The organism is Archangium sp. (genome assembly GCF_045802675.1).
Lineage (GTDB): Bacteria > Myxococcota > Myxococcia > Myxococcales > Myxococcaceae > Archangium.
Genome location: NZ_JBJMQO010000145.1, coordinates 21912 through 44224, shown reverse-complemented (window position 1 = coordinate 44224; position 22313 = coordinate 21912). Strand labels below are relative to the sequence as shown.

The window sequence follows — 22313 nt, the reverse complement described above, 5'->3', positions numbered from 1 at the left end:
CGGTAGGGTTTTATAGAGAGGCAGCCAATGCAAGCTGCCCCTCTATATCTGACGTACGAAGTTCTCTATCCGGCCGGGAGTTTCGGTCCACTTGATGAGGTGTGGCTGAGGCAGAGGCTGCTGCACACCCTGCACCTCATGGAGGAGCAACCCGGCGTCACCATCAACCGATTGGGCACCAGCCGGGCGGAGCGAATGGGGGCCTACCGGATGGTTGAGAATGAAGACGTCAGCTTCCAACGACTGCTTGAGCCGGCGGCCCAGACGGTGGGCAAGGCAGTGGCACAAGGCCTGGCGGGCGAGGTGGCCCTGTGCGTGCACGACCGCACCGAGGTAGAGCTCAGCCACCTGTCCATGAGCGGGGTAGGCCAGGTGGGCAACCCCGTGTGCCAGGGCTTCTTGTTGCAGACGGCGTTGGTGGAGCAGATGGACGGCACGGCTTTTGGAGTGCTGGGAGCGCGCACCTGGGTGCGCCCGGCCGAGCAAAGGGGCAAGGCCCAGAGCAGAAAGCAGCGGCCCTTCGAGCACAAGGAGAGCGTCTTGTGGTGGCAGGCCCTGGTGGAGGCCGAAGAGCGCGTGGGCGAGCCTGGGCGTCTGCTGCACATCATCGACGCGGAAGGATACATTTTCGAGTTGCTCACCCGCGCGGCCAGCGCGTCGTTTCAACGTATCAGTTCGCCGTGCCCCATCGTGACGAGAAGGCCGCCGCCGTGACACCTCAAGGGCTCCACCTGAGGAGGAGTCCACGGAGTAAGAGTTGGAGCAGTTCCGGCAGGAGGTAGAGCGACTGGTTGAGATGACTTGCAGTCGGCGTGGGGCACACGCCCGCCCTGCCCTCTGTCTGCTTAGGGCAAGGCGGGCTCCTGGAGTTTTGACAATTCCTGCTGCGGGCTCAGCACCACCCGCTCTGAGGGGGCCCCCGTGCTGGAGCCAGCCTCTCAGGCTGCGTGGGCAGTCCCAAGTGTTGCAGGATGGGGCGCACCCCTTGCGATGAAGTCACGTACGCCAGCACTTGGCGTCTGCCTCCACCGCGAGTGGGAGTGGAGCCTGCGTCACCGTGCGGGCAGAGGCCGTAGCAGCAAGCCCCCCCGTGGAAGTGGCATTGCCAGCGCGTTTTCCGCGGCCAAGCACCTGAAACCATTGAACCTCAAACCGATCGGTGCCTTAGAGGGGGTGGCCCATGCAGTGGTGCACCGCTCGGTTGGTGGCCGGTGTCATGAGGGAGCCTGAGGCATGGGGGCCGAAATGCGCGCTCACGGCTCCGTCCTGTGGGCACGGGATGCCGGTGTTCACACCCATCGTGTAGAACGCGTTGCTCTGGACCGTGCCGTTCTCCATGCCGTCGATGACAATCCCCAAGTGGACGTAGATGTTCAGGTTTCCCGTAGTGTTGCCCAGGGCCGTACCGTTCTTGCCTGTGCCCGAATCCCACGGCTCGGTGCCCACGAACAGGCCGATATCGAAGTGCTGGAGTGGGCTCGTCCACAGGAGGTTGTCCTGGATGAGGGCCCCGGTGAAGTCCGCCCCGGTTTGTCCAATGGCGTCAAACCCCACCCCACCGTAGGCGCTCCGCCCCGCGGCGATGATGGTGTTGTTCTGCACCACGGTGTTCGTGCCACTCCAGGCATTGTTGTTCCAGCGGGAGAAGACGACAATGCCGACGTCCGTGGGATCGATAATGTTATTGTACCGCGCAGTCGTGCCACTGCACGCGAGGCTGAGGCCATCCGCAAAGCCCTGCCCGATGTGTGAAGTCGAATAGCCAGTCACCAGGTTGCTGGTGATGGTGGCCGGCCCATTGCACCACTCCGGCGCGTGCAGGTTCGTCCAGCCTGCGGGCTCACTGATACGGCAACTCCGGACCGTCCCTTGCAACACATTGACGTTGATTGCCCCGGGGGTGAAGCCCAACCGGCCGCGCTGGCCGTCGACCCACACCATTTCCATCGTGCCCCTCAGCTCGACAAGAGGACCGTCGAAACTCGAGTCGCGCACGAGACGGCCAAAGCGCGCGGTGTGGTTGCCGTCCACAGCGTTGGTACGCAGGGTGCTGCCCGCGGGGATCACTAGGGTGCTCGTGAGGTAGACAACCTCCTGCGGACCGAGCGTCACGATGCCGCCGGCGTTGAGCTGCGCCTGCAAGTTGGACTGTGACCGACTGCTCGTGAGCACACTGGGCCGGAGCCAGGCAGCCTGGTAGCTGCTGCCCATACAGATGCTTGGGACCAGAGCCGCGAACTCAGCGTTGCTGAAGAGGCTGTCCACGACGGTGGCCCAGGCGGTACCCGTATTCAGCTGCCCGACCCAAGCGTTGAACTCGCTGAAGTTCGGCTCCCGGTCCAGAACTCCTCGGAAGGCCAAGAAGACCTTCTCCGAGTTGTTGTAGCCACGTGCCAGCAACTCATCCGACAGGTAAAACGAGCGGCCGTAGTTCTTGAGCGTGGCCTGGGAACACCCACTGGAGTTGAAGCCGCTGACGTACGCCGCCCATCCAGCCTGATCGGGAGCGCGTCCCAGTACCTCGCTGTACTGCTTTGCGATGAACTGGTACGGCACTGCGGCGGAGGCCGCTCCTGACGCGAGGCCGACGGCCAGCACAACCATCCCAATTATCTTCTTCACGATGAAAGACCTCCAAGTGTTCACAAGGGACATCTCTGACTGCGCATAAGCAAGAGGCCGCGCATGACGGGTCACCCGTTGTTGGACCCATTCATCGGGAAATGAGCCTCTGAGGCGGAAAATGATGCAGCAAATCTGCGGATCTCTGGCCAGAACCAATGTGGGGACAGAGCGTTTTACAAAAATACCCCAGATTTTTACCGGGCAGTGGGATTATTCCAGCGCCAAGCTGCTGCACAGCGTAAATGCTCGCCGAGCCCCGTGGTCGAGGAGCTTGACGACGAATAGGGGGCGTGAGGGGGCGCTCACCGTCACTGCGGTACGACAAGCACCTCGGCGCCCGGTCAGCTTGAGACAGGTGGGAATGAGTGCCGTGGTGCGTCAGCCCGCGGCGGGCTGCACGAGTTGGTTGGGCAGGGGAATCGGCTCCCCACGCAGAGCCGCCAGCGCGGCCTCTCGTAGGTAGCGTTTGGGGTCCACCCCGCACAGCTTCGCCGTCTCCATCAGGCTGTAGTAGAGGGCCGCCACCTCGGCACCGCGCCGGCTCCGGCTGCCGTAGTGATTCTTGCGCCCAGCGCAAGCCCGCGCATGGCGCGCTCGGTGGCCCCATTATCCAACGGCACTCGCGGGTCCGTCAGAAACCGAGTCAGCCCCGTCCACCGGTTGCTCATGTATTTGATTGCCTGGCCCAGCGCCGACTGGGGCAATGCGCGCTGCTCGCACGCCCACTGGTGCAGCCGCTCGATGATGGGACGGCTCTTGTGCTGCCGTAGCGTAAGCAAGCGCTCCAGGCTCTCGGGTCCCTCCTTTACTCGCGCTCCACCGCGTACAGCCCGGCAATCATCTCCAGAGCCTCTTCGGCCTGGGGGAAGGCCTCCACGTACTCCACGTACTTGCGCCGCGCGTGCATCCAGCAGTTCACCGGGGTCAGCTTCCCACCGGAGCCCGCGGCGGCGCTCTCGTAGGTGCTCAGCCCATCCATGCCAGCGCGTCTATCTGGTCCCAAAGCGTCTGGCTGTCCACCACCAGCCCCTCGCGCTGCATGATTCTCACCTGCCATTCCAAGGGCATATGGTCGAGGTATTTGGCCACGGCCACTTCCACGGCGAAGTCCACCGAGTAGCGCCCGCCGGGCTGGAGCTTGGGCGGGCCCAGGGCCGTCTCCACGCACCCGCCGCACCCGCACGGTACTTCTGGCGCTTGTGGCGGCGCAGCACGAAGCGCCGCTCCACCACGTCCACCTCCTCGGCCTCCTCGTAGCAGCCCTTCATTTCCGCCAGCGCCCCTCCTCCGCACTTGGGACACTGCTTGTCGGGCTCCTCCAGCGTGTGCACTTGCTCCAGCAAGGGCAGCGTGGGCTGGGTGCGCGGGCAGTGGCCGCGCGGGCTCGGCCGGCCCGGCTTGTTTCCCCGCGTCCTGCTCGCGTCGGGGGCGCTTAGCCCGCACAGCGCGTCGAAGCTCTTGCGCATGTCGCACGGCTGTCCGTAGGCATACACCGCGAGTCGGCGCGTGGAGCCAATCACAAAAGCCCTCGCAACAGCCGCACCGCGTCCTCCAGCGACAGCCCCTCCACCCGCACTCCCCCCGGCCCGTGCACCACCAGCCCCCCTCCTCGCGCCCGGGCTCGCTCCTCCTTCACCTCGACGGGTACCAGCGCCGCCTTCGCGGGCTGCTGCTGGGTGGCTCGGCGCGCGCCGCGCTGCCCCACCGGCTGAGCGTCCAGCTGCTCATGCCCAACTCCTTCGCCGCTTCCTCCACGATCGCCCCCTGTTGCTGGCGCGCTCGCACGTACTCCACCGCCTCCTGTCTCTGCTCCGCCGTGTAGCGCGTGCGCGGGCCCACTACGCCCCGCTCGAGTACCGCCTTCCGGAACTTCTCCGCCTGCTCCTTCATGTCCATCGCTTCCGCCTCCTTCTTCGGGACGACGGACATGCTCATGCCTCTGCCTTCACGTCACGACGGGCTCGGGCGAGCATTTACGTTTCAACTGCTGGTGCGCGCCGGCCAGGACAGGCGCGTGCAGGGGGAAGGCGGAAAGCTGTGGGCCACCATGGAAGGGCTCGCCGTGGTGGACAGCCGGCAGATGCACGTGTCGGCCCAGCCAGCGCGTGCGGGCAAGCCGGCGCGCACGGCACGCGACGCCACGCTGACGCTGCGCCATGCCCCCCTCACGCTGCTGCCTCCAGAGCGCCAGGGCGGGCAGTCGGTGCAGGTGTGGGGCGTGCTGGTGCGTGAAGAAGAGCCGTCCCAGGGACAGCAGGCAGTGCAGTGGCTGCTGCTGAGCAACGTGCCCATTGAAAGTGTGGAGGCGGCCTGGGGGCACGGTAATGGCCTACCAGAAGAGGTGGGGCATTGAGGCGTTGCACAAGGCCTTGAAGACGGGCTGTTGGTTGGAGGGGCGTCAGCACGAGGCGCGCGAGCATCTTGAAAACCTACTGGCCCTCACCCTGCTGATATCCGTCAAGCTGCTGCGCCTGCGCACCCTGAGCCGCACCCGCCCAGATGAGCCCGCCAACGAAGTGCTGGAACCGGCCGAGGTGCAGGTGCTCCAAGCCCTGGCTCCCCAACTCTCTCCACGCATGCGACTGCAAGGGGCGCTGACTCTTCGTCAGGCCCTGCTGCTCATCGCCGCCTTGGGCGGTTACATGGCCAACCCGCTGAAGCGGCCTCCGGGCTGGCTCGTCCTCTGGCGCGGCTACGAACGGCTGGGTGACTACGTCGCAGGCTTCATCCTCGCCCAGGCCCTTCCCGCTCCCCCGCCTGCTTAGCGTGTGCAATCCTCAGCCCCCCGGGCGAGAGACGGGGTGAGGGTATCCGTCCCCCGGGTTGAACCCGTGGGGACGTCACCGTCTCAAAGGTGCTGTTGAACCGCGCCCTCCAGTTTGGCCTTGGGCACCGCGCCGACAATCTGCCCCACGACCTTGCCCTGCTTGAAGACGAGCAGGGTGGGGACGGAGCGGATGCCGTACTGCTGGGCCGTCTCCTGGTTGTCGTCGATGTCGAGCTTGGCGACCTTCAAGCGGCCCTTGTACTCGGTGGCGAGTGCCTCGACGGTGGGGGAGATGGCGCGGCAGGGGGCGCACCAGGTCGCGGTGAAGTCGACCAGCACGGGCCCGTCGGCCTCCAGCACTTCGCGCCGGAAGTCCGCGTCTCCGAGATGAATGATGTCTCCAGCCATGGCGTGTCCTCGTTTCCGGGGCGGGCGAGTGGCGCCCGTCGTCCGATGACGAAGATGTAAGGGGCGGGGAGTGGCGGCGCGAGAGCCCGTCACGCAATGGATTGTTCCGCGAAGAGCCCCATCACATGGTTTCCCAGGGGAGCGCGGCGCTGCGCTGGGCGAGCGTGTCGAGGAAGGCGCGCACCTTGAGGGGAAGCTGCCGGCTGCTCGGGTAGACGGCGAAGATGGGGAGGCCCGGAGGAGACACGGCCTCGAGCACGGGGACGAGCACGCCCGCGCGCACGTCGTCCGCGGCGAGCACGGTGGGCAGCCGCACCACGCCCAGTCCGGCGCGAGCCGCCGCATGGCCCGCGCGAACGCTGGGCACCTGGAGCCGTCCGCTCACCGGCACGGTGCGCGCCCCGCGTGGGCCCGAGAAGAACCACACCTCGTCCGTGCCCGGCTCGGCGACGAGCACGCACTCGTGGCGGGAGAGCTCGTCCGGTGTGCGGGGCGTGCCTCGGCGGCTCAGGTAGGCGGGGCTCGCGTAGTAACCGGTGCGCACGTGCCCGAGCCGCCGCGCCACCTGTGACGAGTCCGGCAGCGGCCCGGTGCGCAGGGCGAGATCATAGGCCTCGGCGACGAGATCCACATGCGCCTCGGCGAGCGACACCTCCACGCGCACCTGCGGGTGGCGCAGGAGGAACTCGGTGATGACGGGAGTGAGCAACTCGCCGAGCAGCGAGAACGTGGCCACGCGCAGCGTGCCGTGGGGCGTGCCGCGTGAATCGCTCAGTGCCCGGTTCACCTCGCGGGCCTCGGCGACGAGCCGCGCGCAGTGCGCGTGGTACTCGCGTCCCGTCTCGGTGAGCCGCAGCCGCCGCGTGTTGCGCTCGAGCAGGCGCGTGCCGAGCCTCTCCTCCAGCGCCGCGAGCCGCCGGCTCACCGTGGACTTGCGCAACCCCAGCCGCGTGGCCGCCTTGGTGATGCCTCCCGCGCTCACCACCTCGGCGAAGACGAGCATGTCATCGAGCAACGGTGGGGTAGGGGACATGGGCGGCATCCTATTTGACCTCGTGCGTCATCCCAATGTGTTGGCAGGGCGGGCGTGCATGCGGTCCCCCGGTTCGATTTCCGCGGACATGACCGGCCCGTGACACGAGTGGGCGTTGAATGCTGACGCCACCTTGATGAGCACGCCGCGGCGCCGCTCTGGAGATCCCCATCCATGGAACGAACCACCCCGACGCGTGGCAAGGATCTCATTGCCCTGACGCGCCCCTTCGCCGCGCAGGACGCCGCGCGCAGCTGGTTTCATGTGGCCTCGACCTTCGGCGTGCTGGCCGCCGCCATCGCCCTCGCGGCCGCCGCGCCCTGGTGGCCGCTGCGAGTCCTGGGCGCGCTGCTCGAGTCACTCGTGTTCGTGCGCGCGTTCATCCTCTACCACGACTACATGCACGGGGCCCTGCTGTCCGGCTCCCGCGTGGCGCGGATGCTCTTCCACACCCAGGGCGTGTTGATGCTCACTCCGCCGCGCAACTGGAGCGAGACCCATAACCACCACCACGCCAACACCGCGCGCCTCGCCGCTTCCTCGACGGGCACCTTCTCCACGTGGAGCACCGACACCTGGCGCGCGGCGTCCCCCTTGCGGCGCCTCGGCTACGTCCTCGAGCGCCACCTCGTCACCCAGCTGTTCGGCTACGTCTCCGTCTTCCTGCTGAGCCAGTGCCTCTCCTCGTTCGTGAAGGATCCCCGGCGGTACTGGAGCTCGGGGCTCGCGCTGCTCGTCCACGTCGCGCTGTCCATCACGCTCTGCGCCGTCTTCGGCCCCGCGGTCTACTTCCTCACCCTGCTCGGGCCCTTCCTGACGGCTTACGCGCTGGGCACCTACCTCTTCTACGCGCAGCACAACTTCCCGGACGTCGGCTTCCGCTCGGAGGACGAGTGGACGCACGCGGACTCGGCGCTCGAGGCCTCGAGCTACCTGAGGTGCGGCCCGGTGATGGCCTGGTTCACCGGCAACATCGGCTATCACCACGTCCACCATCTCAACCCGCGCATCCCCTTCTACCGCCTGCCCGAGGCGATGGCCGCGATTCCGGAGCTGCAGAGCCCGCGCGTCACGAGCCTGCACCCGCGGGATGTGCTCGCGTGCCTGCGCCTGAACCTCTGGGAGCCCGCGCTGGGGCGGATGGTGGGCTACCGGGACGTGCGCGCCCAGGCGTAGGGGCGCGGGCTCAGGCCTGTTTCCCGTCCTCGGAGGCGGGGGGGGGCGTCCAGCTCCTCTCGGTTGAGCGAGGCGGGCAGGAGCGCGTTGGCGAGCACCCCCACGAGCGCGGCCAGGGCCATGCCGTGCAGCTCCAGGTGCACCTCGCCGAAGGACACCGGCACCTTGGAGCATGGCGAAGCCGGCGGCGATGCGCAGCACGGCGGGGTCGTGGACGCGGGTGACGGCGAGCCCTGCCGGGTACTGCCTTCTTGTTCGGGTGTGCGCCAGCGGCGGCTACACTCGCGAGCCGTGCCAGCGGATGACAGCCAGAGACCGGGTCCCGAAGCGACTCCCGACGCGCGGTGGGGGAAGGGAACGCGGACCCACGAGGAGCGCATCTTCCTGGAGGGGCCCAAGCCCCGGTGGACGGAGCTGCGCCGCGCCCTGCGCATCTTCAGCGAGTGCCTCAAGGGCTTCCGCACGCTGCACTTCGTGGGGCCGTGCGTGACGGTGTTCGGCTCGGCGCGCTTCGGCTCGGAGCACCCCTACTACCAGCAGGCGCGGCACATGGGGGCGGAGCTCGCGAAGCTGGGCTTCTCGGTGATGACGGGCGGCGGGCCGGGCCTCATGGAGGCGGCGAACCGCGGCGCTCGCGAGGCCGGTGGCCGCTCGGTGGGCTGCAACATCCAGCTCCCCCACGAGGAGAAGCCCAACGCCTATCTCGATACCTTCGTCGAGTTCCATTACTTCTTCATCCGCAAGCTGATGCTGGTGAAGTACTCGTATGCGTTCGTCGCCTTCCCGGGTGGCTTCGGGACGATGAATGAGATTTTCGAGACGGCGGTGCTCATCCAGACGGGGAAGATCCGCGGCTTCCCCCTGGTGTTGATGGGCCGGGAGTATTGGGAGCCGCTGCTGGGCTTCCTCCGCGGAACGCTGCTGGCGGCGGGTACCGTCGACGCGGCGGACCTGGACCGGCTGGTCGTCACGGACTCGGTGGAGGAGGCCGTGGAGTGCATCCGTGGGTGTCTGGTGGAGCGGCCCGGCCTCCTGAGTGCCAGGCCCCCGCGCAGCAGGTTGCTGGGCGAGCGACGCGACCCTTCTCCCCCTGGACGCGGGACGGGGTGATAGGCGCCTGTCACAAGTTCCCCCGAGCTGCCTCCAACCGCTGTAACCCGCGGCCCTCCTCGGAGTGCGCCGCCCCAGCCAGACGAGGCAGATTCATGGATCAGATCGAGGCACCCAAGCCGCAGGCCGTCGTTTCTCGTACCGCCAATACCTACGAGTTGAGGGGAGAAGGGGTTCGCGTGAGCTTCTCGGCGACCAGCATCACCGGGGATCCGCTCCTGGAGTACCGCGACCGCCGCCATCACGTGAGCGCGCGCGGCAAGGAGATCCAGCAGGTGGACATGGGCATCGGCACGCTGGTCACCATCGTGCTCGAGCCGAACGCGGATGCCGGCGCGCTCCTCTTCAGCGTGGTGATTCCGCCCGCCCGGCTGGTGGGGTCGGACGAAACGGTGGCCATCCACACCCTGGGCATCACCACGCGCACCGCGGGCTTCATCCTCAACACCGCGCAGCTCGACAACTACTCGGCGGTCAAGCTGTCGGGAGAGGCCTCCTTCGTGGTGTCCTGAAGCCAGGGCCGTGAGAACCTTTCCATGGTTCTGCAGCCACGGTGAATGAGGACTCCCGGGATTTCCCTCATCGAAAGACAATCCGAAGCGGTGGGATGAAACACTTGCGATGGGGGAGAATCCTTTTCGAGGGGGTGGAGAACACGCACGCGCGCCGATAGGCTTGCATGACAAGCATTGGAAGGAGTCGCGTGCATGCTGAGCCGGCGCCGTTTCCTTGTCACGAGTGCCCTCGCCGCGGGAGCGGGGGCTGTTCCCTCTACGGGCCTCGCCGCGGAGAAGACGCGGCGGGCCGCCACGGAAGACCTCCGGGACTGGGGGGCTGTGCGGCGGCAGTTCGACCTCGACCCGCGCTACATCCACACCGGTCTCTTCTTCCTCTCCTCGCACCCGCGCCCGGTGCGCGAGGCCATCGAGCGCTACCGCCAGCAGCTCGAGGCCAATCCGTTGCATACCGTCGAGCACCTGGTGTTCACGGGGCCGCCGGACTACATGCCCGCGAAGGTGTGCAACGCCATCGCCGCGTACATCGGCGGGAGCGCTGATGACATCGCGCTGACGCAGAACACCACGACGGGCCTCGCGCTCATCTACCAGGGCCTGCCCCTGAAGCCCGGGGATGAGATCCTCACCACCGCGCACGACCACTTCGTGCACCACGAGTCCATCCGTCTGGCCTCCGAGCGCAGTGGGGCCAACTGGCGCAAGGTGGCCCTCTTCGACTCGCACGACGCCCTCTCCGCCGATGAGATGGTCGAGCGCCTGCGCAAGGCCATACGTCCCGAGACGCGCGTGCTGGGCGTGACGTGGGTGCACTCGAGCACCGGGCTCAAGCTGCCCATCCGCCGCATCGCCGATGCGCTCGCGGAGGTGAATCGCGAGCGGCCGCCGGAGCGCCGGGTGCTGCTCGTGGTGGATGGGGTGCACGGGCTCGGGGCGGAGTCACCGGATGTCGTTGCGATGGGCATGGATGCGTTCGCGGCGGGGACGCACAAGTGGATGTTCGGCCCGCGCGGCACCGGCTTCGTCTGGGCCCGGCCCGAGCTGTGGTCCGTGATGCGGCCCCTGATGCCGAGCACCTCGTCCGCCGAGCTCTTCTTCGCCTGGGCCAGTGGCAAGCCTCCCGCGCAGCCCGCTCGCGCGACGTGGTTCTCTCCGGGCGGCTTCCAGGCCTTCGAGCACTCCTGGGCCGTCCCCGAGGCCTTCGCGTTCCATCAGGCCATCGGCCCCCAGCGCATCACCGAGCGCATCCACGCGTTGAACGCGCAGGCGCGGGAGGGCCTCGCGAAGATGACCCACGTCACGCTGTACACGCCGCGCGCCCCGGAGATCGCGGGCGGCATGGTCTGCTTCGACGTGAAGGGGATGACGCAGCAGCAGGTGGTGCAGCGGCTTTTCGAGCGGAACAGGATTCTCGCCTCGACGACGCCGTACGCCGTGTCCTACGCCCGGGTGTCCTTCGGCATCCAGAACACGCCGGACGAGGTGGAGAAGACGCTCGCGGCCGTCCGCGAGCTGGCGGGCGCCACCGCGAGCGTCTCGGGCGGGTAGCTCAGCTCCAGTCCGAGTGGACGAAGCCGGCCTCGGGCCTGTCGCGGCGCTGGTAGGTGTGCGCACCGAAGGCGTCGCGCTGGGCCTGCGTGAGGTTCTGCGGCAGCTCCGCGCTCCGGTAGCTGTCGAAGTACGCCAGGCTCGCGCTGAACACCGGCACCGGGATTCCCAGCCGCGTCGCCACCGCCACCGTCCTCCTCCACGCCGGCCCCATCTTCTCCAGCACCGGCGCCAGGCTGTCCGCCAACATCAGGTTCGGCAGGTCCGGCTTCTTCTCGAAGGCCTCGCGCAGCGGCGTCAGCAGCTTCGCCCGGATGATGCACCCCGCCCTCCAGATGCGCGCCATCTCCGCCAACGACACGTTCCACTTGTACTCGGTGCTCGCCGCCTGGATGAGCCGCATCCCCTGCGCGTACGTCACCACCCGCGACGCGTACAGCGCGTCATGCACCCAGGCCGCCAGGTTCGCCTTCTCGTCCGCGGACAGCGACTCGCCCTTCGGGCCGTGCAGCACCCGGCTCGCCGCCACGCGCTCGTCCTTCATCGACGACAGGTTGCGCGCGTCCAGCGCCCCCGCGATCGACGGCACCGGCACTCCCAAATCCAGCGACACCTGCACCGTCCACTTCCCCGTCCCCTTCTGTCCCGCCTTGTCCAACACCATGTCCACCAGCGGCTTGCCCGTCTCCGCGTCCTTCTTGCGCAGCACCTTCAGCGTCGTCTCGAGCAGGAAGGACTCGGCGATGCCCTGGTTCCACTGCGCGAAGAGGTCCGCCACCTGGTCCGCCGACAGCCCCAATCCGCGACGCAGCAGGTCGTACGTCTCCGCCAGCAACTGCATGTCCGCGTACTCGATGCCGTTGTGCACCATCTTCACGAAGTGGCCCGCTCCGTCCGGCCCCACGTGCGTCACGCACACCCCGGCCTCGCTCTTCGCGGCGATGGCCTCCAGCACCTGCCGCACCTGCGCGTACGCCTCGGCCGGGCCTCCCGGCATGATGGACGGGCCGTAGCGCGCTCCCTCCTCACCGCCCGACACGCCCACGCCCATGAAGTGCAGCCCCTTCTGCTTCCAGGCCTCCTCGCGCTTCCGGGTGTCGTGGAACCACGAGTTGCCACCGTCCAGCACGATGTCCCCCGGCTGCAGCAGCGGCTCCAGCTTCTCCATCATCGACTCCACCGCCGCCCCCGCCGTCACCATCAGCATGATGCGCCGCGGCCTCTCCAGCGCCGCCACGAACTCCTCCAGCCCTCCGTAGCCCTTCAGGCTCTCCGGCGCCCCCTTCTTGCGCAGCTCGTCGAAGCGCTCCGTGTGCCGGTCCCACACCGCCACCCGGAAGCCGTGGTCCGCCACGTTGAGCGCCAGGCTCTGTCCCATCACCCCCATCCCCGCCACTCCGAACTGCGCTCGCCCCTGCTGCGGGCCTTGTGCTGTGGTCATCGTGTTGGCTCCTGTGTCCGCTGTGGCCTGTCTTTCAGCCCTGGCCCGCCGCCGCCCGGTCCATCATCCACTGCGTCTGCTCGACCTTCGCCGCCGGCAGGTCCTCCCCCGCCAGCACCCGGCGTACCATGTCCCGCTTGCCCGCCCCGCTCACCAGCCCCAGCACCTTCCTCGCCGAGCGCAGCACCGGCAGCGTCAGCGTCAGTCTCCACGGCGGCGGTTTCGGGCCCACCACCGCCAGCACCCGCCGCTCCTTCTCCTCGAGCGCCGCGTGGCCCGGGAAGAGCGAGGCCGTGTGTCCGTCCTCCCCCATCCCCAGCACCACCACGTCCAGCACCGGCGGCAGCTTCTTCTCGTAGTCCCTCGCCGCCTGGTCCCGGTCCACCCGCTCTCCCTGCATCCGGAAGATGTGCCGCGGCGGCACCCCCAGCGGTTTGAACAGGGCCTCCTCCGCCAGCAGGTAGTTGCTGTCCGGGTGGTCCGGCGGCACGAAGCGCTCGTCCACGAAGTAGAAGTCCACCCGCTCCCACGGCACGTCCCGCTTCGTCAGCTCCCGGTACACCGGCCCCGGTGTGCTCCCTCCCGACAGCGCCAGGCTCGCCCTCCGGCCTCCTCCCAGCGCCTCGCGCAACTCTCGCGCCACCCAGTCCGCGCCCTCGGAGCCCATCGCTTCCTTGTCCACCACGATGGGGGCCGGCCTCATCCCTTCAGCTCCGTCCACCGGCGTCCGTCCTTCGACGCCAGCGCCGCCGCCGCGTCCGGCCCCGCGCTCCCCGGCTCGTACGTGTGCAGCGGCCCGCCCTTGCCCGAGTCCAACGACTCGATGATCGGCGTCACCCACCCCCACGCCTGCTCCACGCTGTCCTGCCGCGCGAAGAGCGTCGTGTTCCCCCGCATGCAGTCCAGCATCAGCCGCTCGTACGCCTCCGGCACCGGCTTGTGGAAGCTGTTGGCGTAGTCGAAGTCCATCGTCACTCCGGCCACGTTGATGTCCTCGCCCGGCACCTTCGACTCGAAGCTCAGCGCGATGCCCTCGCGCGGCTGGATGCGCAGCGTGAGCACGTTGGGCTGCAACCGCTGGCACGTGTCGCTCGTGTTGAACAGGCAGTGCGGCACCGACTTGTAGTGGATGGACACCTCCGTCACGCGCTTGCTCAGGCCCTTGCCCGCCCGCACGTAGAAGGGCACTCCCTGCCAACGCCACGTGTCGATGTATGTCTTCAGGGCCACGTAGGTGGGCGTCGACGAGTCCTTCGCCACCCCGTTCTCCTCGCGGTAGCCCTTGTACTGCCCGCGCACCACGTACTGCCCCACCTCGCTGCCCACCATGGGGCGCAGCGCCCGGAACACCTTGTTCTTCTCGTCCCGGATGTCCTCCGCCCCGAACGACACCGGCGGCTCCATCGCGCACAGCGCCAGCACCTGCAACAGGTGGTTCTGCACCATGTCCCGGATGACGCCCGTCTCGTCGTAGAAGCGCCCGCGCCCCTCCACTCCAATCTTCTCCGCCGCCGTGATCTCCACGTGGTCGATGTGCTGCCGGTTCCACAGCGGCTCGAAGATGGCGTTGGAGAAGCGGAAGACGAGGATGTTCTGCACCGTCTCCTTGCCCAGGTAGTGGTCGATGCGGAAGATCTGCTTCTCGTCCAGCACCGCGGCCAGGGCGCGGTTGAGCTCGCGCGCGGTGGCCAGGTCCCTGCCGAAGGGCTTCTCGATGACGAGCCGCCGCCAGGGCCGCTTCACGCTGGGGTCCTCGCGGTACAGCAGCCCGGCGCCCGACAGGCCCTCGAGCAGCGAGGGGAAGGTGGAGGCCGGCGTGGCCAGGTAGTAGAGCTGGTTGCCCTGCGTGCCGAAGCGCCCGGAGATGCGCTCCAGGTGCTCGCGCAGGCGGATGAAGGACTCGGGGTCGTCGTACCCGCCCGTCATCATCTCCAGCCGCGAGGAGAGCCACTCCCAGGTGGCCGGGTCCAACGGCTGGGTGCGCGCGAACTTCGCCAGCCCTTCCTTCACCTGCGCGCGGAACTGCTCCAGGTTGTGCTCCGAGCGGCTGAAGGCCACCACCGCGAAGGCGTCCGGCAGCAGCTTCTGGCGCGCCAGCTCGAAGAGCGCCGGGAAGAGCTTGCGCTGCGCCAGGTCTCCCGTGGCTCCGAAGAGCACCATGGTGCAGGGGTCCGGTCTGCCCGCGCGCAACAGTGGGTCGCCCTCGCGGGGATGCGTCTCGATGTGCAGGCCCTGCTGGTCCATGTGGCCCTCCAGAACGGCGGATGCGGGGGAGGAACATATGCGCTCGGGCTCGTGGCGGCGCATCAATACGTCGTGACACGCATCCGTCCGTCAGGCCGAGCCCGCCGTCGGGTGCCGGATGTGGGAGTCGCAACCGTTGGCCGGATGACGTGCCGCGCTCCCCCCGGCTCGCGGGCCCGAGGGGCGGGCGCGTAGGCTTTCCGGCCGCAACTCCCGCCTTCCGCCCCCCCCGGAGGCCCCATGATCGCCCCCTCCCGTCGTGTCACTCCCCAGGAGTCCACGCTGGCCCGGCAGGTGCTCGACACCGTGCTCCAGCAGGCCGTCTTCCACGGCGCCTCGCGCATCCGCGTGGTGCGCGGCTGGGTGGCCGAGACCGGCTCCCTCTCTCCCGAGGGCCTGTCCCTCCACTTCGCCGCCCACGCCCGGGGCACGCGCGCCGAGGGCGCCCGGCTCCTGCTCAACCTCATCCACGTGGAGGCGCGCTGCCGCACGTGTGGCCGCACCTACGCCCCCGAGCACCACCTGCTGTGCTGCCCCGTGTGCGGCAGCGCCGATGGGGAGCAGCTCGGACAGACGGGCATGGCCATCACCGCCCTCGAGGTGGATTGAGGCTCCCCGCCGGGTGACGTTGGGCCAGCGTCTCCCTACCCCCGGCGTCCGGGGCTGTTTCGCCGCGCTCGGGTAGCCTCGCCAGCCGGAGGGAGGCCGGATGCACGACGAGATGGGCGGGGCAGGGGAGGGGCCGTGGCTGGAGCTCGAGCCCGGCGAGCGCGTGGCGGGCTTCATCCTCGAGGGGAAGATTTCCTCCGGCAGCGGGGGCACCGTGTACCGGGCCTCGCGGGACGGGCGCGCCTTCGCCGTGAAGCTCGTGCCCGTGGGCCGCCGGGGCCAGCGCGAGGTGGATGCGCTGCGCCGCGTGCAGTCCCCCCACGTCGTCAGCTTCCGCGGCTACAGCCTCTGGCCGGACGAGGAGCCCCGCTTCCTCGTGCTGGCGCTCGCGCTGGTGGAGGGCCGCCCACTGGACGTGTGGGCCCGGGAGCAGAACCCGTCCGTGCTCGAGCTGGTGCGCCAGGTGCTGCTGCCGCTGGCGCGCACCCTGGGCGAGGTGCATGCCGCGGGCGTGGTGCACCGGGACGTGAAGGAGCCCAACGTCGTCATGCGCGAGGCCGATGGGCTGCCGGTGCTGGTGGACTTCGGCGCGGCCGCCTACGAGGGCGCCCCGCGGCTCACGACGCTGCTGCCTCCCGGGACTCCCGAGTACCGCAGCCCCGAGGCGTACCGGTTCGCCCGCGAGTGGGAGGGCGGGCCCTATCCCTTCGGCAAGGGGGATGACCTGTGGGCGCTGGGCGTCGCGATGTATGGGCTCCTCACGCGCGAGCTCCCCTTCGGAGACCGGCACGACCTGGACATGGTGCGCTCCATCCTCCAGGAGGACCCCGAGGCTCCGCACCTGCTCAACCCGCGCGTGCCTCCGGCGCTGGGCGCGCTGTGCCTGCGCCTGCTGGCGAAGGCCCCCGAGGCGCGCTTCCCGGACGCGAGGGCCCTCGAGGCGGCCCTGGAGGACGCGGCGGCCCGGGCGGATGACGCGTGGGCTGTGCCGCTGTTTCCCGGGGGCAGGCGGGAGCGGCGCCCGGTTCCGGCACTCGAGGCGGAGGGGGCTCCTGCTCCGGTTCTCGTTTCCGAGGTGGCACCGGTTGCCGCGCCTGTCGTCGCGCCAGCGCTGGCGGAGCGTGCTCGCCCGGGGGGAGGGTGGTGGCCCTGGGCGGCCGGTTTCGTGCTCGGCGCAGCCGTGGTCGCGGGCGTCCTGCTCTTCCTGCCCAGGGCCGGGCGGCGTGCTCCCGAGGAGCAGGTGCCGGCGGCGCGCGTGGCCTCCGCCACCCCACGTATTACGTCACCCACCCCCTCCCAGCCTCAGCAGGCTGTGCCTCGCCAGGAAATGGCGCCTCCCCGGGTGACGGGAGACGTTGGCCCCGGCGCGGTACCCCGGGCGTCACCCACCCCCGCGCCCGTCGCCCGAGCGACGCGAAGCGAGGACACCGCGATGAAGAAATCCCAGACGGCCCGCTCCCTGCTCACCGTCGGCTGCCTTGCCGGCTCCGCCTGCGCGAGCGGTCCTCACCAGCGTCCGCCTCCCCCCGAAGAGGAGTGCCCGCCCGGCTCCATCGAGTTCGCCAAGCAGGCCGGCATCCTCGCGGAGGAAAATCTCGTCGTCTTTCCCTCCTTCGAGAGCACCCGCGTCGCCATCGTTCGGGAGGGCGAGGTCTCGGTCGAGCTCGCGATGGACTGGCGTGAGTTGCCGGCGGGCACCGTCTTCACCGGCCGGACCATGTTCGGGACGGATCGTGTCTACGGCCGGTTCACCCGGGCCCGCCTGCCCGGGGGGGAGACCGTGCCGGTCTGTATGGCCTGGCTGTCGACCGATGGGCTCGGTATCAAGATGGAACCCGGTAGCACGGCTCGGGAAGCCCGCCTCCCCTACGCGGTCTACATCCGAGCGGTCCCTTACTTCTTTCAATAGGCCTCGGGTTGAAGGCATCCTTCCGTGTTCCCATCCTCGCCCTCGTCCCTTTTGATGCTCGTGTTGCTTCGAGGTGCACCCGACGTGGCGCCACCGGCGGGTGATGCCTGTGAGGAGGTTCAGCGCGTCGAGCTGGCACTCGCTCCCGTCACCCAGGCCCGGGAAATCTGCGTGGGTCCAGGACTCATGACGAGCCTGCGTTTCGATGCTCCCGCTTCCGTGGAGCTGCAAGACGAAGTGCGGTTCGAGGAGGTGGTGCGTACCCGGCGGCTCCTCACGCTGCTACCGCCGCCAGACCTGAGCCCCGGGGAGCGTCTGCGGCTCTCGGTGCGCTTCGAGGGCGAAGCATCCTCGAGCAGCATCGCCTTCGTCCTGGTGGCCCACCCGGGACAGGCAACGCATCAGGTGGAGGTCTATCGCGATCCACGCACCCGGGAGTCCTTGCAGCAGGAGGTGCTTCAGGAGCGCGCCCGGAATGAGCGGCTGCGCGAAGAGCTCGAGCTGACGCGTGCACACCTCCACGAGTCAAAGGGCCTGCGGAGTCTCATTGCCAGCAGGTTGCTGGGGCGCGAGGGGGTTCAAGCGCAACCGCTCCGCGTGGGGACATTTCCACCATCGGAAGGAGGCCTCTCCCTGCTGGCGGGGACCAGTTTCCGCGGAGGCAAGAGCGTCGCGGTGGAGGTGGTTCTGCTGAACAGCGGTTCGGAGCCCTGGTCGGTGGCGGGGGCCGCTCTGGTGGACGCCCGGGGCGAAGAGTTGCAGAGGGTTGCGTTCCGGCAAGATGAGGTCATTCTGCCCAATGCGCGCAAGTCGGTGGTCGTGGAGGCCGAGGCGAGCGAAAGGCAGGCGCGAGGCGAGCTGACGCTGAAGCTGTGGGACGCGAGCGGACGTGCCATCACCATCCCCGAAGTGTCGTTCCCGTAAGCATGAATTGCCTACTCGGAATCCTCCTCTGATTTGTCCGCTTCCACCTCTTCGCCTTCAAGAGGTGCACTCATGAATGTAAACCTTCCAGGCAATCGAACGACCATGAAGCCCCTGCCCGCAATTCTGATGCGCTCGGCGTCTTCGGCCTTCCCACTGGCAAGCCATTGGTCTGCATCTTCCCGTGTTGCGAATTCATGGGAGACTTCGAGCTTGAATGAGGGGTCGAAAAAATCCCTGTAGAACCTGCGGAATTCATCCTCTTTCCTGATGTGGCGGGGGTAGATCAACGCAATCTGTGCAAGTTCGATGGCGTCCCTTTCCGGTGAGTTCTCCGGATGTTTCTGGCTGATTGAGTCCAGGATGCCGAGGATTGCGTCTGTGTCGAAGTCCGGAATGTGGGGCATTATAGCGCCAAGCCTTTCGCGTTTCTGTTCCTGGCGGCAACGCCTGGTTCAGATGGGGACAAGAAAAAGCGCGCCACCCATTATCGCAATAACAAAGCCCACTCCGGCCACGACTACATGGGTTCCGGGCGGCGCCTCGGGGGTGTGTTCTTTGAGCCAGTCGAGCGCGGAGTCGATGCTTGGGAAGGTCAATTTCTTGCTGTTTGACTCTTGCCGCTCGATTTCCTCGAGCTTGTCGACGCACTCGTTGAATTCTTCCCGGCATTTCTTGGTGCAGAATTCGCGGTGCACGGCGGAGTGTTTCTTGATGCTCCAAATCGGAGGCTTGCGCCCCCAGCACTTGTCGTAGCACTGGATTTGCAGTTCATTGCAGTAGGTCTCTGCGCCAGCACCGCCAGTTCCGGGAGTGTATTCTTTGAAGTGGATGCGGCTTACATCCTCTGCGATCAGGTACATCTTTCGCTCAGGTGCTTGCGTGTGGACGCATCCGAGGCTTGCCATGGCCACTGCCATTATCAGGGCAAGCAATTTCATCGGGTGTCCTCCTCCCATCCCTACGGTCTCGCGTGGGTGCTCCGGTTCGCGCATGATTCCGGGCTGGCCGCTTTGGCCCGCGAGCCCAGCTTCCTGCCCAGTGTATCGGTGGGGCGCTGCACACATCGCGCCGCCTCCCCCACCCGTCTGGTGGTGCACACTCCAGCGGTAGCCGAGGTTCAGGGCGATGGGGTCATCGGGACGTGGCAGACGAAGTTCAGGCCGGTGCTCCGACGGAGGAATACGTGTGGGAGCCCATGGGGCGTGGCCCACCGTCTTCCACTCCGGTAGGTCAAACGTGAGCGCGCGGCCCTTCGCCAATCCCTGGCGCGGAGGCGCCATCCGCTCAAGAGGCTTCGGGCGACGATAGGGATTCGAAGCTCTCGTAGTGCTTCGTCAGCTTCCGCGCTTGGAGCATCACGCCCCCCCTCCCGTGACGGCCCTCGCGGCGCGAACCGCACCCGGCTCACCACGTGCCCACGCCGAGGTGCAGTCCGCCCCGGGCCTCGATTTCCTCCAGCAGCGCCGAGCCGCCGAGTGCCAGGCCCCAGGTGGGCATGGACTCGGTGACGAGCCGGCCGTCCTCGCGCGCCAGGTACGTCACCGGGGCGCCGATGCGCGAGAAGCCCGCGGCGCGCAACAGCTTCTCCGCCGAGCGCGTGAGGAGGAAGGCCAGGGCGAGCTCCACACCGCGCTCGGCCAGCAGCGCCAGCACCCGGCGCGTGAGGAGCGTCCCGAGTCCCTGCCCCTGGTGCTCGGGCGCCACCGCGATGCCCAGCCCCGCCACCTTCACCCCCCGGCCTCCCAGCAGCACCTCGCGGAAGGTGACGGCGCGGAAGCCCGCGAGCCCTCCGCCGCGCCGCACCGTCACCACCACGTCCGGCCGCGTGTCGTAGTAGTATCGGCCGTGCAGCGCGGGCTCTCCCGGGAAGGTGCGGGCCACCAGCGCGCACAGCTCCGCCTCCAGCCCCGGCGGCAGCGCCCGCGTGTCGTGCACCTCGAGCGACTCCTCCTCCACGGGCGGCGGCCGCACCCGCCCGCGCGCCTTCACCGTCTCGTTGTAGAGCACCACCTTGTGCAGCTCCACCGTGCCGCCGAAGATGGAGAGGCACAGCAAGTCGCGCAGCATTCCCTCGGCGCCCTCGCTCCGGCGCAGGCCCTTGCCTCCGAGCACCCGCATGAGGCCCTGCGCCGCGTCCACCGCCGCCTCCACGCCGTACAGCTTGAGGATGGACAGCGAGCCGAATACCTCCTCACCCCGCGACAGCGCCCCGAGCACCGAGTCCAGCAACGCCTCCAGCGTCTCCTCGGCCACGCGCATGCGCACCAGCCGCTCCTGAATGTACTGGTGGCGCCCCAGCGGCTCGCCGAAGGTGCGGCGCGCCTGCGCATGGGCCAGCCCGCGCTCGAGGCAGCGGCGCACCGCCGCGAGGTACAGCACGCCGGTGAGCAGCCGCTCCTCGGTGAAGGTGCTGCGGAACAGGCGCACGCCATCGCCCGGCTCGCCCAGCCGCGCGTCCGGAGGCAGCATCACCCGGTGGGCGATGAGGTTGCCCGTGGCCGAGGTGGCCAGGCCCATGAGGTCCGTCACCGGCCGCAGGTGCACGCCTGGGCGGGCCGTCTCCAGCAGGAAGAGGTTCACCGCGTGGGAGGGAGGCACGCCGGCCAGCCGTGCGGAGATGATGGCCAGGTCCGCGGGCCCCACGTTGGTGATGCTGCACTTGCGCGCGTCCAGCCTCAGTCCCTCGGCCGTGGGCGTCACGCGCGCGCGCAGGGCGAGGATGTCCGTGCCCGCCCGGGGCTCGGTGTTGGCCACCGCGCCCACCCACTCGCCGGAGAGCAGGCGGGGCAGGGCGTGCGCGCGCTGTGCCTCCGTGCCGGCCTGGGCCAGCAGCCGCGTGCAGACGAGGTGCGCGAGCAGCGAGGTGGCCAGCCCCAGGTCCCCCGAGCCCGCCGCGAAGCCCGCCAGCGCATGCACCGCGCCGGCGAGCCCCTCGCCTCCCAGCGCGGGCTCCAGCGCCACGCGGAACATCCCCGCCGCGCCGAGCTCCCGGAAGGCCGCGCGGTCAAACCCCGGCGCGGCCGCCTCCTGCCTCCGGCGCTTGCGAGTCGTCCTCGCGCGCTCGGCGCGGTAGTGCTCTCCCAGGGTGCGCAACCGCTCGTACAGGGCGCTCCTCATACCGGCCTCCACGGACGTCTCGAGTCTACACCCGGGCGGCGTGGCCTCTGGAGCAACAGCGCGGCCCTTTCTCCGTAGGGGAGCGCGCAACACCGGGTACTCCCGTTTCCCCCTTCCCGAGGGACGCACCGGGTTTCCCAGGTTGGCGCGGGGGTTGCACAGCTCGGGCGGGAAATCCCTTTCAACCCCTGAGGAGAGACCTGATGAACCGCATCTTCGGAAGCATCGCCGTGATGGGAGTCCTGGCGCTGGGCGCTGGCTGTGGTGGGACCGAGCTCGAGCCGGCCCCGTCGCAGGAACTGGAGGCCGTTGCCCAGGCCGCCACCGAGGAGCCTCGCAAGGTGGAGGACATGATTGGCGCGCTCGACCGCGAAGGGGGCGTGCTGTACGCCCGCGACGACATGCGGGACATCACCCTGCGCGAGCTCCAGGCCCAGCCGAACGCCGACGGCTCCTATGTGACCAAGGACGCGCTCACCGGCGAGGCGACCCGGTTCACCCTCAAGCTCGTCCCGTTCCCCAACTGGCCCTCGTTCTTCAAGCTCTGTCCCAATGGCCAGTGGGTGCTGTCGTGGATGCAGTGCCCCACGCTCGTCCTGAGTGATCCGCTCACGCGCGTGTGGATGAACTCGAGCTGCAGCTGGCAGATTCAGGCGGGGAGCACGGGCACCTGCGTCAACACCAGCTCGGGCGGCAGCTACCGCTACCAGTACCTGCAGGCCTGGAAGTGCGGCCTGGGCGCCGGCTTCTGCGTCGAGCGCCGCGCCGCCACCGCCGTCCGCACCGACTACGTCCTGGCGTCGTGCGACCCCTCGCTCATCTCCAACGTCCAGAGCACCAACTACAACTTCCTCTGCAAGCATTAGCGGGACGGAGCCCGCGCT

26 protein-coding genes are annotated in these 22313 nt (G+C 68.5%); 11 read left to right on the top strand and 15 right to left on the bottom strand.

Annotated features, from left to right (window positions below):
- Nucleotides 1-27: 27 nt before the first annotated feature.
- Nucleotides 28-714 (top strand): hypothetical protein, encoded by a 687-nt coding sequence (locus ACJ8AN_RS39810; RefSeq protein ID WP_407760859.1) that lies wholly within the window; start codon nt 28-30, stop codon nt 712-714.
- A gap of 450 nt (nt 715-1164) precedes the next feature.
- Here ACJ8AN_RS39810 and ACJ8AN_RS39805 read toward each other — a convergent pair whose 3' ends face one another.
- The 6 genes from ACJ8AN_RS39805 to ACJ8AN_RS39780 form a co-directional block, all read right to left on the bottom strand.
- Nucleotides 1165-2622, bottom strand: a complete 1458-nt coding sequence (locus ACJ8AN_RS39805) for a DUF4214 domain-containing protein (protein ID WP_407760858.1) — start codon at nt 2620-2622, stop codon at nt 1165-1167.
- A gap of 381 nt (nt 2623-3003) precedes the next feature.
- Nucleotides 3004-3150, bottom strand: a complete 147-nt coding sequence (locus tag ACJ8AN_RS39800; RefSeq protein WP_407760857.1) for a hypothetical protein — start codon at nt 3148-3150, stop codon at nt 3004-3006.
- Nucleotides 3126-3404, bottom strand: a complete 279-nt coding sequence (locus ACJ8AN_RS39795; RefSeq protein ID WP_407760856.1) for a transposase — start codon at nt 3402-3404, stop codon at nt 3126-3128. The genes ACJ8AN_RS39800 and ACJ8AN_RS39795 overlap by 25 nt, the downstream gene beginning before the upstream one ends.
- Before the next feature lie 26 nt (nt 3405-3430).
- Nucleotides 3431-3604 (bottom strand): transposase, encoded by a 174-nt coding sequence (locus ACJ8AN_RS39790; protein WP_407760855.1) that lies wholly within the window; start codon nt 3602-3604, stop codon nt 3431-3433.
- Complete coding sequence (locus ACJ8AN_RS39785; RefSeq protein WP_407760854.1) at nt 3592-3789, bottom strand: transposase; 198 nt, start codon at nt 3787-3789, stop codon at nt 3592-3594. Before ACJ8AN_RS39785 ends, ACJ8AN_RS39790 begins: the two co-directional genes overlap by 13 nt.
- A 468-nt stretch (nt 3790-4257) precedes the next feature.
- On the bottom strand, nt 4258-4560 hold the full coding sequence (locus ACJ8AN_RS39780; RefSeq protein WP_407760853.1) for a transposase: 303 nt from the start codon (nt 4558-4560) through the stop codon (nt 4258-4260).
- Here ACJ8AN_RS39780 and ACJ8AN_RS39775 point away from each other — a divergent pair.
- On the top strand, nt 4559-4978 hold the full coding sequence (locus ACJ8AN_RS39775; protein ID WP_407760852.1) for a hypothetical protein: 420 nt from the start codon (nt 4559-4561) through the stop codon (nt 4976-4978). The two genes, ACJ8AN_RS39780 and ACJ8AN_RS39775, sit on opposite strands and share 2 nt — an antisense overlap.
- The gene (locus ACJ8AN_RS39770; protein ID WP_407760851.1) at nt 4950-5390 is read left to right on the top strand and encodes a hypothetical protein; all 441 of its coding nucleotides are present in this window, start codon (nt 4950-4952) and stop codon (nt 5388-5390) included. Before ACJ8AN_RS39775 ends, ACJ8AN_RS39770 begins: the two co-directional genes overlap by 29 nt.
- 83 nt (nt 5391-5473) lie before the next feature.
- Here ACJ8AN_RS39770 and trxA read toward each other — a convergent pair whose 3' ends face one another.
- A complete protein-coding gene (gene trxA / locus ACJ8AN_RS39765; protein ID WP_407760850.1) occupies nt 5474-5800 on the bottom strand; it encodes a thioredoxin in 327 nt (108 codons plus the stop codon).
- A gap of 121 nt (nt 5801-5921) precedes the next feature.
- Nucleotides 5922-6833 carry a LysR substrate-binding domain-containing protein gene (locus tag ACJ8AN_RS39760; protein WP_407760849.1) on the bottom strand — a complete coding sequence of 304 codons (912 nt, stop codon included), beginning with the start codon at nt 6831-6833 and terminating at the stop codon, nt 5922-5924.
- 174 nt (nt 6834-7007) lie between these two features.
- On the opposite strand from ACJ8AN_RS39760, the gene ACJ8AN_RS39755 reads away from it, so the two are divergent.
- Nucleotides 7008-8009: a fatty acid desaturase family protein gene (locus tag ACJ8AN_RS39755; RefSeq protein WP_407760848.1), complete on the top strand. Its 1002-nt coding sequence runs from the start codon at nt 7008-7010 to the stop codon at nt 8007-8009.
- Here ACJ8AN_RS39755 and ACJ8AN_RS39750 read toward each other — a convergent pair.
- A complete protein-coding gene (locus ACJ8AN_RS39750) occupies nt 7982-8167 on the bottom strand; it encodes a hypothetical protein (RefSeq protein ID WP_407760847.1) in 186 nt (61 codons plus the stop codon). The genes ACJ8AN_RS39755 and ACJ8AN_RS39750 overlap by 28 nt on opposite strands.
- A gap of 7 nt (nt 8168-8174) precedes the next feature.
- Between ACJ8AN_RS39750 and ACJ8AN_RS39745 the strand changes: the two genes are divergently transcribed.
- The 3 genes from ACJ8AN_RS39745 (at nt 8175) to ACJ8AN_RS39735 (ending at nt 11182) form a co-directional block, all read left to right on the top strand.
- The gene (locus tag ACJ8AN_RS39745; protein WP_407760846.1) at nt 8175-9119 is read left to right on the top strand and encodes a TIGR00730 family Rossman fold protein; all 945 of its coding nucleotides are present in this window, start codon (nt 8175-8177) and stop codon (nt 9117-9119) included.
- A 95-nt stretch (nt 9120-9214) separates the two neighbouring features.
- Nucleotides 9215-9631, top strand: a complete 417-nt coding sequence (locus tag ACJ8AN_RS39740) for a hypothetical protein (RefSeq protein ID WP_407760845.1) — start codon at nt 9215-9217, stop codon at nt 9629-9631.
- 195 nt (nt 9632-9826) lie between these two features.
- Nucleotides 9827-11182, top strand: coding sequence for an aminotransferase class V-fold PLP-dependent enzyme (locus tag ACJ8AN_RS39735; RefSeq protein ID WP_407760844.1), 1356 nt, complete (start codon nt 9827-9829; stop codon nt 11180-11182).
- A gap of 1 nt (nt 11183) precedes the next feature.
- Here the strand turns inward: ACJ8AN_RS39735 and gndA are convergent, their stop codons facing one another.
- From gndA to zwf, 3 genes are read right to left on the bottom strand one after another with little or no spacing between them, the layout of a single operon-like run.
- Entirely contained in the window at nt 11184-12623 is a 1440-nt protein-coding gene (gndA, locus tag ACJ8AN_RS39730; protein ID WP_407760843.1) for an NADP-dependent phosphogluconate dehydrogenase, read from the bottom strand.
- Between the two features lie 34 nt (nt 12624-12657).
- Nucleotides 12658-13326 (bottom strand): 6-phosphogluconolactonase, encoded by a 669-nt coding sequence (pgl, locus tag ACJ8AN_RS39725; protein ID WP_407760842.1) that lies wholly within the window; start codon nt 13324-13326, stop codon nt 12658-12660.
- Complete coding sequence (zwf, locus tag ACJ8AN_RS39720) at nt 13323-14867, bottom strand: glucose-6-phosphate dehydrogenase (RefSeq protein WP_407760841.1); 1545 nt, start codon at nt 14865-14867, stop codon at nt 13323-13325. Before zwf ends, pgl begins: the two co-directional genes overlap by 4 nt.
- A gap of 240 nt (nt 14868-15107) precedes the next feature.
- Between zwf and ACJ8AN_RS39715 the strand changes: the two genes are divergently transcribed.
- The 3 genes from ACJ8AN_RS39715 to ACJ8AN_RS39705 all read left to right on the top strand — a co-directional run bounded on the left by ACJ8AN_RS39715 (nt 15108) and on the right by ACJ8AN_RS39705 (nt 18309).
- On the top strand, nt 15108-15476 hold the full coding sequence (locus tag ACJ8AN_RS39715; RefSeq protein ID WP_407760840.1) for a hydrogenase maturation nickel metallochaperone HypA: 369 nt from the start codon (nt 15108-15110) through the stop codon (nt 15474-15476).
- Between the two features lie 100 nt (nt 15477-15576).
- Nucleotides 15577-17385: a serine/threonine protein kinase gene (locus tag ACJ8AN_RS39710; RefSeq protein WP_407760839.1), complete on the top strand. Its 1809-nt coding sequence runs from the start codon at nt 15577-15579 to the stop codon at nt 17383-17385.
- 54 nt (nt 17386-17439) lie between these two features.
- Nucleotides 17440-18309 (top strand): DUF2381 family protein, encoded by an 870-nt coding sequence (locus ACJ8AN_RS39705; RefSeq protein ID WP_407760899.1) that lies wholly within the window; start codon nt 17440-17442, stop codon nt 18307-18309.
- 11 nt (nt 18310-18320) lie between these two features.
- Here ACJ8AN_RS39705 and ACJ8AN_RS39700 read toward each other — a convergent pair whose 3' ends face one another.
- The 3 genes from ACJ8AN_RS39700 to ACJ8AN_RS39690 form a co-directional block, all read right to left on the bottom strand.
- Nucleotides 18321-18716, bottom strand: a complete 396-nt coding sequence (locus ACJ8AN_RS39700; RefSeq protein ID WP_407760838.1) for a hypothetical protein — start codon at nt 18714-18716, stop codon at nt 18321-18323.
- A gap of 48 nt (nt 18717-18764) precedes the next feature.
- Entirely contained in the window at nt 18765-19250 is a 486-nt protein-coding gene (locus tag ACJ8AN_RS39695; protein ID WP_407760837.1) for a hypothetical protein, read from the bottom strand.
- Between the two features lie 466 nt (nt 19251-19716).
- Entirely contained in the window at nt 19717-21429 is a 1713-nt protein-coding gene (locus tag ACJ8AN_RS39690; RefSeq protein WP_407760836.1) for a GNAT family N-acetyltransferase, read from the bottom strand.
- Nucleotides 21430-21632: 203 nt separating this feature from the next.
- Here ACJ8AN_RS39690 and ACJ8AN_RS39685 point away from each other — a divergent pair, with 203 nt between their 5' ends.
- A complete protein-coding gene (locus ACJ8AN_RS39685) occupies nt 21633-22295 on the top strand; it encodes a hypothetical protein (RefSeq protein WP_407760835.1) in 663 nt (220 codons plus the stop codon).
- Nucleotides 22296-22313: the final 18 nt, after the last annotated feature.

What these genes read in the sequence shown, in the direction of transcription:
- ACJ8AN_RS39715 (WP_407760840.1), top strand. Translation starts at nt 15,108, where the DNA reads ATGATCGCCCCCTCCCGTCGTGTCACTCCCCAGGAGTCCACGCTGGCC.
- ACJ8AN_RS39710 (WP_407760839.1), top strand. Translation starts at nt 15,577, where the DNA reads ATGCACGACGAGATGGGCGGGGCAGGGGAGGGGCCGTGGCTGGAGCTC.
- ACJ8AN_RS39755 (WP_407760848.1), top strand. Translation starts at nt 7,008, where the DNA reads ATGGAACGAACCACCCCGACGCGTGGCAAGGATCTCATTGCCCTGACG.
- ACJ8AN_RS39760 (WP_407760849.1), bottom strand. Translation starts at nt 6,833, where the DNA reads ATGTCCCCTACCCCACCGTTGCTCGATGACATGCTCGTCTTCGCCGAG.
- ACJ8AN_RS39695 (WP_407760837.1), bottom strand. Translation starts at nt 19,250, where the DNA reads ATGAAATTGCTTGCCCTGATAATGGCAGTGGCCATGGCAAGCCTCGGA.
- ACJ8AN_RS39770 (WP_407760851.1), top strand. Translation starts at nt 4,950, where the DNA reads ATGGCCTACCAGAAGAGGTGGGGCATTGAGGCGTTGCACAAGGCCTTG.
- ACJ8AN_RS39705 (WP_407760899.1), top strand. Translation starts at nt 17,440, where the DNA reads ATGCTCGTGTTGCTTCGAGGTGCACCCGACGTGGCGCCACCGGCGGGT.
- ACJ8AN_RS39700 (WP_407760838.1), bottom strand. Translation starts at nt 18,716, where the DNA reads ATGCCCCACATTCCGGACTTCGACACAGACGCAATCCTCGGCATCCTG.
- ACJ8AN_RS39780 (WP_407760853.1), bottom strand. Translation starts at nt 4,560, where the DNA reads ATGAGCATGTCCGTCGTCCCGAAGAAGGAGGCGGAAGCGATGGACATG.
- gndA (WP_407760843.1), bottom strand. Translation starts at nt 12,623, where the DNA reads ATGACCACAGCACAAGGCCCGCAGCAGGGGCGAGCGCAGTTCGGAGTG.
- ACJ8AN_RS39685 (WP_407760835.1), top strand. Translation starts at nt 21,633, where the DNA reads ATGAACCGCATCTTCGGAAGCATCGCCGTGATGGGAGTCCTGGCGCTG.
- ACJ8AN_RS39810 (WP_407760859.1), top strand. Translation starts at nt 28, where the DNA reads ATGCAAGCTGCCCCTCTATATCTGACGTACGAAGTTCTCTATCCGGCC.
- ACJ8AN_RS39775 (WP_407760852.1), top strand. Translation starts at nt 4,559, where the DNA reads ATGCCTCTGCCTTCACGTCACGACGGGCTCGGGCGAGCATTTACGTTT.
- ACJ8AN_RS39790 (WP_407760855.1), bottom strand. Translation starts at nt 3,604, where the DNA reads ATGGATGGGCTGAGCACCTACGAGAGCGCCGCCGCGGGCTCCGGTGGG.
- ACJ8AN_RS39735 (WP_407760844.1), top strand. Translation starts at nt 9,827, where the DNA reads ATGCTGAGCCGGCGCCGTTTCCTTGTCACGAGTGCCCTCGCCGCGGGA.
- ACJ8AN_RS39740 (WP_407760845.1), top strand. Translation starts at nt 9,215, where the DNA reads ATGGATCAGATCGAGGCACCCAAGCCGCAGGCCGTCGTTTCTCGTACC.
- ACJ8AN_RS39690 (WP_407760836.1), bottom strand. Translation starts at nt 21,429, where the DNA reads ATGAGGAGCGCCCTGTACGAGCGGTTGCGCACCCTGGGAGAGCACTAC.
- zwf (WP_407760841.1), bottom strand. Translation starts at nt 14,867, where the DNA reads ATGGACCAGCAGGGCCTGCACATCGAGACGCATCCCCGCGAGGGCGAC.
- pgl (WP_407760842.1), bottom strand. Translation starts at nt 13,326, where the DNA reads ATGAGGCCGGCCCCCATCGTGGTGGACAAGGAAGCGATGGGCTCCGAG.
- trxA (WP_407760850.1), bottom strand. Translation starts at nt 5,800, where the DNA reads ATGGCTGGAGACATCATTCATCTCGGAGACGCGGACTTCCGGCGCGAA.